This is a genomic window from Sulfurimonas sp. (genome assembly GCF_028694895.1).
GTDB lineage: Bacteria > Campylobacterota > Campylobacteria > Campylobacterales > Sulfurimonadaceae > Sulfurimonas.
On record NZ_JAQVKA010000049.1, the window covers coordinates 3288 to 12213 of the forward strand.

The following is an 8926-nucleotide window of genomic DNA, read 5'->3' on the forward strand; positions in this document are numbered from 1 at the left end:
AATAAGTACAAAAGGTTATAAAAATGAGTCCTCAACCATTTACCCATCTCCATCTTCACACAGAATACTCTCTTCTTGATGGTGCAAATAAACTAACAAATTTGGTAAAGCAGGTAAAAGAGCTCGGCATGACAAGTGTAGCTATGACTGATCATGGCAATATGTTTGGCGCGATTGACTTTTATCAGCAGATGCGAGCTGCTGGGATAAAACCTATTATCGGGATGGAGGGTTATATCCATAATGGGGATACTATGGATGATAAAAGCTCAAAACAACGCTTCCACATCTGTCTTTTTGCAAAAGATCAAAAAGGTTATGAAAATCTTATGTATCTCTCTTCAAAGGCCTTTATAGACGGCTTCTACTACTTTCCACGAATAAATAAAAAAGAGTTAAAAGAGCATAGTGAAGGGCTTATTTGTACCTCTGCATGTTTACAAGGCGAAGTAAACTGGCATCTAAATCTATCAAATGAAAGAAATGTAAAAAATGGTGCGCTTGGTTATGAGGGTGCAAAAGCCGCTGCACTAGAGTATAAAGAGATATTTGGTGATGACTTTTACTTAGAGCTTATGCGTCATGGCATAGGAGATCAGCTCTTTATTGATGAGCAGATTTTAAAACTCTCACGTGAGTTAGATATAAAAGTTGTTGCAACAAATGACACTCACTACACATTCGCTGGCGATGCTCAGTATCACGAAGCTTTTATGTGTATCGGGATGAATAAACTCTATGATGATCCAAATCGTATGCGTCACTCTGTTCATGAGTTTTACTTAAAGAGCCCAGCGCAGATGGCGATGCTTTTTGCAGATATACCTGAAGCGCTAGAGCACACTCAAGAGATAGTTGAGAAGTGTAATTTAGAGCTAAAACTAGGAGACCCAGTTCCGCCAAACTTTAAATTCTCAGCAGAGTATGCACAGACTGATGGACTAGAGATAAATAGCAGTGATAAAAATGAGATAGATGCTCAGTACTTTATATATCGCTGTAAAATAGGGCTTGAAAATCGCTTAGTACATGTACCTGAACATAAACATCAAGAGTATAGAGATAGATTAGATTTTGAGATGAATGTTATAAACTCTATGAAATTCCCCGGATATATGTTAATCGTTTGGGATTTTGTAAAAGTTGCCAAAGAAAAGGGCATCGCAGTTGGGCCTGGGCGGGGTAGTGCGGCTGGGAGTTTAGTTGCGTATTCGTTAGATATTACAGATATAGATCCTATGAAGTATGATTTGCTCTTTGAGAGATTTCTAAACCCTGAACGTGTAAGTATGCCCGATATAGATATGGACTTTATGCAGGCGCGCCGTGGAGAAGTTATTGATTATGTTGTTGAGAAGTACGGGCGAAATCAAGTAGCTCAAATCATTACTTTTGGCTCACTCCTAGCAAAAGGGGTTATCCGTGATGTTGCTAGAGTTTTGGATATGCCACTATCACAAGCTGATAAAATGGCAAAACTTGTTCCTGATGAGCTTGGAATCACGCTAAATGGAAGAGAGAAAAACGGAGAGTTTATCGCTGGAGCTTTTCAAAAAGAGCCAAAACTCAAAGAACTAATAGACAGCGATGCAAATGCGGCTAGAGTTTGGGAGTTTGCTAAAAAACTAGAAGGTTTGAAGAGAAACTCAGGGATTCACGCAGCTGGAGTTGTTATCTCAAATGAGGAGTTATGGAAAAAAACACCTATCTATAAGCCATCAGGAGAGGATGTTTTTGTAACTCAGTACTCTCTTAACTACCTTGAAGATGTAGATCTAATTAAGTTTGACTTTTTAGGACTTAAAACCCTTGATGTGATAGATAACGCAATCAAGCTTATAAAGTTTCGTTACGATAGAGATGTAATCTGGCATGAGATAGATGAAAACGATGCAAAGGTTTATGAAATCATAAGAGGCGGAAACACAGTAGGTATGTTTCAGATAGAGGGTTCTGGTATGCAAGACTTGAACAAGCGTCTAAAGCCGGATAACTTCGAGGATTTGATTGCGGTTTTGGCACTCTATCGTCCAGGACCTATGGAGTCTGGAATGCTTGATAGCTTTATAGAGAGAAAGCACGGCAGAGAGAAGATAGAGTACACCTTTGATGCTATGGAACCAATCCTTAAAAATACTTATGGAGTCATCGTTTATCAAGAGCAGGTTATGCAGATAGTTCAAACAATCGGTGGCTTTTCTCTTGGTTACTCTGACATTATCCGCCGCTCCATGGGTAAGAAAAAAGATATGTCTGTATATAACGATGAGTTTGCAAGAGGGGCGCAGACACAGGGACTTGACTACGCTGAAGCTTCAAAACTCTTTGATATTATTGAGAAGTTTGCAGGATACGGTTTTAACAAATCACACTCTGCGGCATATGCGATGGTAACTTTTCAAACTGCTTGGCTAAAGACTTACTATCCAAACGAGTTTATGGCGGCACTTCTTACATCTGATAAAGATAATACTGATAAAGTTGTGCGATACATAGATGAGACTAGAAGAATGGGAATCGAGCTCTCGCCTCCAGATATTTGTGATTCACAACTTGAATTCTCAGCAATCACAAAAGATGATAGAGAGATAGTCCTCTTTGGTTTGGGCGCTATAAAAGGTGTAGGCGAAGCGGCAGTTGTCTCTATCATCGAGACAAGAGCTGAGGGTGGGGATTTTGTCTCATTAGAGGATTTTGTAAACAGAATCGAGCCATCAAAAGTCAACAAAAGAGTTATTGAATCCACTATCAAAGCAGGAGGTTTTGATAGGTTTGGTTTCTCTAGAAAAGCGCTTCTTGATCAGATAGAAAAAATAGTTGACACTGCAAAAGATGCTTCAATGGCTAAGAAAAATGCAGTTGGAAGCCTTTTTGGAGATGATACCGAGATAACAAGTGTTGAGTTAAAACTTACAAATTCGCCAGAATATGGGCTAAAAGAGATTTTAGAGTTTGAAAAAGAGACTATCGGTTTTTATATCTCAGGGCATCCTCTTGATGAGTTTAGAGATAAACTAGATGAGTTAGAGTACACGCTCTCATCGGAATTAGAAAGTGTAAAAGATGGTACTTATGCTATTTTTATAGGTAAAGTCGAAGAGATAGTTAAAAAAACATCTAAAAAAGGCGCTCAATTTGGCATAGTAAACCTTATGGACTTTCATGGAAACATCGAACTTATGCTCTTCTCAGATAAAGTTGATGAACTCCAAGCAATGAACTTAGATGAGCCAATAGCCTTTAAGGTAAAGATAACACACACAGAGATGTTTACAAGAACGAGTGTAAGTAAAATCATGACGCTAAAAGATGCGAAAAAAGAGACACAAAAGACTAAAAAAGAGGTAAGAGAAACGCCACTTCCTTCACAAGAGCCGATAAGTCTTGCAATAAGATTAGACTCAAACATGAGAGTTTTAGAAGATTTGTATCAGCTAATTAGACAAAATCATGGAAGTAGAGAGCTAAAAATCACGATAATTTCAAAACTCCAAAACATAGTTATAGATTCGGCAATAGGAGTTGATAGCAAAATCCTTTGTGAATTAGAGGGTAATGAGAGCGTTGATATATTGGCTTCTTAAGGGTATATATGAGAGAGAAAATTAAAGCAAAAGCAAAAGCGATTGCCTCAAGTCCAAAGACAAAAAAAGCGCTCCTTTCAATGAAACCAGAGCGTAATTTTTGGGGAATTAGTGGTGTGGTTTTATTTCTAATACTTCCAGAGATTATCGCATATATCTGGGGTGCGGACATTACTTCTTATGCAAACAAAGAGCTTTTACTTGCTCATAGTTTTTTAGATACAAAGTACTATGAGATGCTTGTTATGCTCTTTGAAGATGGCATGAGTTATATAAATCTCCTCATCGGTATAGTACTTCTGATTTGGCTCTTTTTCTAATGAAAGCAAGAAACCTAGAGCATCTTTTTTATGAGTGGAACGATGATGTTTTAGTTTTAAATATCCTCGGAACCCCAGCAGCTAAGAGAGACGTGATAGGAAAAACAAAAGGCAATCAACTAAAAATAAGTGTAAAAGCTCAACCTCATGGAGGCAGAGCAACAGACTATATGGTTGCCTTTTTAGCTAAAGAGTTTGGAGTTAATACCTCAAACATAGAGGTAGTTTATGGCAGAGAGAGTATTCATAAACAACTCCGCATACAAGCGCCAAAAAAGATTCCAAAAAATTTGCAAGTAGATGAATTTTAAATATAATAAAAATAACAAACAGCTAAAAATAGGATTTACAAGATGATAAAAAAAGATTTTAATGAAGGACTTTTAGGCTTTTTAGATGCTTCGCCGACCCCGTTTCATGCAACTGAAAATATGGCTGGGATGTTTCTTAATGCTGGGTTTGTCAGACTTCATGAGACGCAGAAGTGGAACTTAAAGCAAGGCGAGAAATACTTTGTTACTCGCAATGACTCCTCAATCATCGCTTTTACGTATCCAAAAAGTAAAAACTATGTGATGGTTGGCTCACATACCGATTCGCCAAATTTGAAGCTAAAACCAAATCCTGTTATAAAAGAGCATGGTGTGGTAAAGTTTGGAGTTGAGCCTTATGGTGGTGTTTTGTTAAACACTTGGTTTGATAGAGATCTCTCTTTAGCTGGGCGTATCTCGTATCTGGATTCTCATAACATAATTAAAGATACAGTTGTCGATGCAAAAAAATCTATAGCAATCATTCCATCTCTTGCTATCCACCTTGACCGCGAAGTAAATGAGAAGAAGAGTGTAAATGCACAAACTGATATCTGCCCGATAGTCTCAACAAATAAAGAGTTTGAATTTGAGAGTTTTTTAAAAGAGCTTTTAGTAAGTAGTGGCGTGGAAGATATAAAAGAGCTTTATGCAAATGAACTTAGCTTTTATGATACTCAAGCAGCCTCCTATATTGGGCTTGAAGACGAATTTATAGCGAGTGCAAGGCTGGATAATCTTCTTAGCTGTTATGTTGGAATGTTATCTATCTGCAGTGTTGATGCAAGTGTTCCTATGCTCTTTATTGCGAGTGATCATGAAGAGGTTGGAAGCGAGTCTGCAAGTGGGGCAGGTGGGAGTTTTTTAGAGAGTACACTAAAGAGAATGTTTGGTGATTTTGAAGAGTATACGCAGATGATTCGCTCTTCTATGCTTATAAGTGCAGACAACGCTCATGCGGTGCATCCAAACTTCCCGAGCAAACATGATGCAAATCATGCACCTCTTATAAACAGTGGAGTTGTGATAAAAGTAAATGCAAACCAGCGTTATGCTTCAAACTCTAAAACTATCTCAAGATTTATGAATGTTGCCTCATCACTTGGTGAGCCTATGCAAAACTTTGTAACAAGAAGTGATATAGGATGTGGTTCAACTATAGGGCCGATAACCGCTTCAAGACTCGGAATAGACACCATAGATATCGGGCTTCCAACTTACGCTATGCACTCTATTCGTGAGCTTTGTGGAAGTGATGATGCTTATAGTCTTTATAAAATCATCTTAGGGTTTAGTGAGTAATGTCTTCAATTTCCCCAGAAGAGTTAAACCTTTTAATAGAGCAGACATATAAGGTAGAAAAAGAGTTTAGTGAGCTAAAAGCTTCTTATATGCATCTTCAAGATACTGTTGAAGAGGTTGTAGAGTTTTTGCCAAATGCTATTTGGATTTTAGACAAAGACGGAGATATTTTTTTACAAAACTCTCAAGCAAAATCACTAAACGAACTTTTTTCTCTCTTAGAGTCTAAGAGAGATGATTATGAGGTAACTTTTAACGCAAAATCATATCTGATTAAAAGTTCTTCATATAAAGAAAAAATCATGTTAAGTGCGACAGATATGACAGAGCAAAAAAGAAAAGAGAACTTGGCTACTATGGGGCAGATGGCGGCACATCTCTCACATGAGATACGCAATCCAATAGGCTCTATCTCACTACTTAGCTCAACTCTTATAAAAAGAGTAAAGCCAGAAAACTTAGCTATTGTTGAAGAGATACAAAAATCAGTTTGCAGAATTGAGCGCATCATAAAAGCAACACTAATGTTTAGTAAAGGTGTATATGCAAACAAAGCCCCATTTATGTGGAGTGAACTTCAAGATGCGCTTAATATGTCGGTTGGATACTATGGCTATACGAAAGAGATAACATTTATCTTTCCAGATAAAAATTTTGAAATAGATGCAGATAAAGATCTGCTTGAGATGCTTTTTTCTAACTTTTTAACAAATGCGATAGACGCCATAGAACTCGATGATGAAGAGAGTGGAGAGGTTGAAGTAGTTTATGAGAGAGATGAGAAGTTTCACAAGTTCTATATATATGATAGCGGTATAATGATAGAGAACACAAAAGAGCTTTTTGAAGCCTTTAAAAGTACAAAAGTAAAAGGCAATGGTCTAGGGCTTGTGCTCTCACGTCAGATAGCAGCGGCGCATGGTGGTAGTGTTGAGCTTCTTTTAGGAGAGAGAAAAGGTTTTGAGATAAAACTTGCCGTATGACAATTTTTTATCTGTTTAAAAAAGATAAAATAAGTTTTAAAAAAGGAGAACAAAATGCAAAAAGAGTTAATAACAGTGCCAAAAGCGACACTAGATTTTTACAAATATGAAGAGGATGGCTTAACTATCTATGAGTATAACGCTACAAAGTGTCAGCCGCCTGAACCGATGGTTAATACAATAGTAGGATTGTCTCTGCTAAAGAGCAAAAATGACAGACTTATTGGTATATTTTTTCACGAGCCATTTCCACTTTATGACAGAATCCCTTTAACCATTTCACATGAAGCAAAAGAGCTTGATAGTGGGGATTTTAGAATAACATTTAAACTAGAAGAATAACCTCCTACTTTGGTACGTGTTTAGTCATCTATTGTCTTATTTTTACTAAAATATCCTTTTTAAATCAAGGATATATATGAAAAAACTTCTTTCAATATTTAGTTCTATGAATAGCATGGTCATTATGATACTAATTTTCGCAGCAGCGATTGGCTATGCTACTTTTATAGAGAACGACTACGGAACAATGACTGCAAAAGCAGAAGTATTTAATTCTCGTTGGTTTGAAGCGCTTATGGGGCTTTTAGCTATAAATCTTATGTTAAACATGTACAAATTTAGAATGTTTAGTGTTAAAAAAGCTCCAATTTTTATGTTCCATCTCTCTTTTTTAATCATCCTTCTTGGCGCTGCAATAACTAGATACGCTGGTTATGAAGGAACTATGCATATTCGCGAAGGCGAAGTGGCTAATACTATGACAAGTGCAGAAAATTATTTCACTGTATCTGCAAAAGTTGCAGACAAAGTAGAATCAACATCCAAACCTCTTTTTCTTTCAAAAAAAAGTCATAACTCTTTATCATCAACATTAGAGATAGATTCAAAAAAAGTAGAAGTTGATTTGATTAGATATATTCCAGATGCAATTGAGACTCTTGAAGAGTCAGATGAAGGCGGATTTGACGCTCTTGATTTGATGGTTGCTGCAAATGATTCTAGTGAGCCTATCAGACTAAAAAAAGGTGAATCTTATGAAAATAGTGAATTTGCATTAGATTATGAGTCAGGAAATATATTTTTAAAACCTACTATCTCTATTTTCTCTAAAGATGGCGAGTTATATATGAAACACGATATGGCTCTAAAATTTCTTAAAATGGATACTAAAGAGCAAGGTGAAATACCATCAACTCAAGATACTAAACTAGAGTTTAGAACCCTTTTTGGTGTAGATGGTGGTAACTTTGTAGTTCGTAAACACTACAAACACGCAAAAGCTAAAATAGTCTCAAATCCTAATGCTTCTGCTATGAGACCATCACAAGATGCGCTTGTATTTAATATAAAAGTTGCAGACGTATCACAAGAGGTTATGATATTTGCTCAAGCTGGAAGAATGGCAAAAGAGAACCATTATGATGTAAATGGAGTACATGTAGATATTTCATATGGAGCAAAGAGACTCTATCTTCCTTTTGGTATAAAACTTCTTGATTTTCAACTTGATAGATATCCTGGTTCAATGTCTCCAGCATCTTATGCTAGTGAAGTTGAGTTAATTGATGAAGAGAAAAATATACATATGCCTTATAGGATTTTTATGAACAATATTTTAGAACACCGTGGTTATAGATTTTTTCAATCTTCTTATGATCAAGATGAGATGGGAACAGTTCTCTCGGTTAACAACGACCCTGGGACCTTACCATCTTATTTAGGTTATATTCTTTTAGGAATAGGTATGTTTTGGTCAATTCTCTCAAGAGGAAATAGATTTTCTCAACTTTCAAAAAAAGCAAGAGAAGCAAGCTCAAGTAGAGCTCTTGGTTTAGTGTTTACTTTGGGACTGTTATTTAGTGTATCGCCTTCGTATGCGCAAGAGTTAAATCCAGCTATAAAAACTATTTTGTCTTTTGATAAAGGACATGCTGATAGATTTGGTGAGTTGATTATTCAAGATAGTGGTGGAAGAATGAAACCACTCAATACACTCGCAACAGAGATAATCGCAAAGATACATAAAAATTCTCACTTAAATATTGGTGAAGAGAACTTGGATGCAAATCAAGTTGTTCTTGGAATGTTAACTAAGCCAGATATTTATAAAAACTTAAAAACAATTGTTACAAAAAATGAAGTAATAAATAAAATGATAGGTGTAGAAAATGATGCAAAGTATGCATCTTTCTCACAATTTTTCTCAAGCCCTGAAACTTTAGAAGGGTATAAAATAGCAGAGGCTGTAGATAATGCTATAAGAAAAGAGCCAAAACAAAGAGATCTTTTTGATAAAGCTGTTTTAGAAGTTGATGAGCGTGTAAATATATCTTACGCAGTATTCTCAGGAGCTCTTATAAAAATATGGCCTAAGCCAAATGATGTAAACAATAAGTGGCATGAGACTATCGATGCGCTTCAGA

The 8926-nt window shown here is 36.4% G+C and carries 7 protein-coding genes; all 7 read left to right on the forward strand.

Going from position 1 to position 8926, the window contains the following annotated elements; all coding sequences use genetic code 11:
- Window positions 1-23: 23 nt before the first annotated feature.
- A complete protein-coding gene (gene dnaE, locus PHI38_RS06755; protein WP_299854199.1) occupies window positions 24-3584 on the forward strand; it encodes a DNA polymerase III subunit alpha in 3561 nt (1186 codons plus the stop codon).
- Window positions 3585-3592: 8 nt separating this feature from the next.
- Window positions 3593-3904: a hypothetical protein gene (locus tag PHI38_RS06760; RefSeq protein WP_299854202.1), complete on the forward strand. Its 312-nt coding sequence runs from the start codon at window positions 3593-3595 to the stop codon at window positions 3902-3904.
- The gene (locus PHI38_RS06765; protein ID WP_299854204.1) at window positions 3904-4215 is read left to right on the forward strand and encodes a DUF167 family protein; all 312 of its coding nucleotides are present in this window, start codon (window positions 3904-3906) and stop codon (window positions 4213-4215) included. Before PHI38_RS06760 ends, PHI38_RS06765 begins: the two co-directional genes overlap by 1 nt.
- Window positions 4216-4257: 42 nt before the next feature.
- Window positions 4258-5517 carry a M18 family aminopeptidase gene (locus PHI38_RS06770; protein WP_299854207.1) on the forward strand — a complete coding sequence of 420 codons (1260 nt, stop codon included), beginning with the start codon at window positions 4258-4260 and terminating at the stop codon, window positions 5515-5517.
- Window positions 5517-6500 (forward strand): HAMP domain-containing sensor histidine kinase, encoded by a 984-nt coding sequence (locus PHI38_RS06775; RefSeq protein WP_299854210.1) that lies wholly within the window; start codon window positions 5517-5519, stop codon window positions 6498-6500. Before PHI38_RS06770 ends, PHI38_RS06775 begins: the two co-directional genes overlap by 1 nt.
- Before the next feature lie 54 nt (window positions 6501-6554).
- Entirely contained in the window at window positions 6555-6842 is a 288-nt protein-coding gene (locus PHI38_RS06780) for a hypothetical protein (protein WP_299854212.1), read from the forward strand.
- Between the two features lie 76 nt (window positions 6843-6918).
- Window positions 6919-8926, forward strand: a 2008-nt coding sequence (locus tag PHI38_RS06785; protein WP_299854214.1) for a cytochrome c biogenesis protein ResB, incomplete at its 3' end; no start/stop codon positions are given.

Excerpts from the sequence above, each read along its gene's own strand:
- PHI38_RS06780 (WP_299854212.1), top strand. The coding sequence starts at position 6,555 with ATGCAAAAAGAGTTAATAACAGTGCCAAAAGCGACACTAGATTTTTAC.
- PHI38_RS06775 (WP_299854210.1), top strand. The coding sequence starts at position 5,517 with ATGTCTTCAATTTCCCCAGAAGAGTTAAACCTTTTAATAGAGCAGACA.
- PHI38_RS06770 (WP_299854207.1), top strand. The coding sequence starts at position 4,258 with ATGATAAAAAAAGATTTTAATGAAGGACTTTTAGGCTTTTTAGATGCT.
- dnaE (WP_299854199.1), top strand. The coding sequence starts at position 24 with ATGAGTCCTCAACCATTTACCCATCTCCATCTTCACACAGAATACTCT.
- PHI38_RS06765 (WP_299854204.1), top strand. The coding sequence starts at position 3,904 with ATGAAAGCAAGAAACCTAGAGCATCTTTTTTATGAGTGGAACGATGAT.
- PHI38_RS06760 (WP_299854202.1), top strand. The coding sequence starts at position 3,593 with ATGAGAGAGAAAATTAAAGCAAAAGCAAAAGCGATTGCCTCAAGTCCA.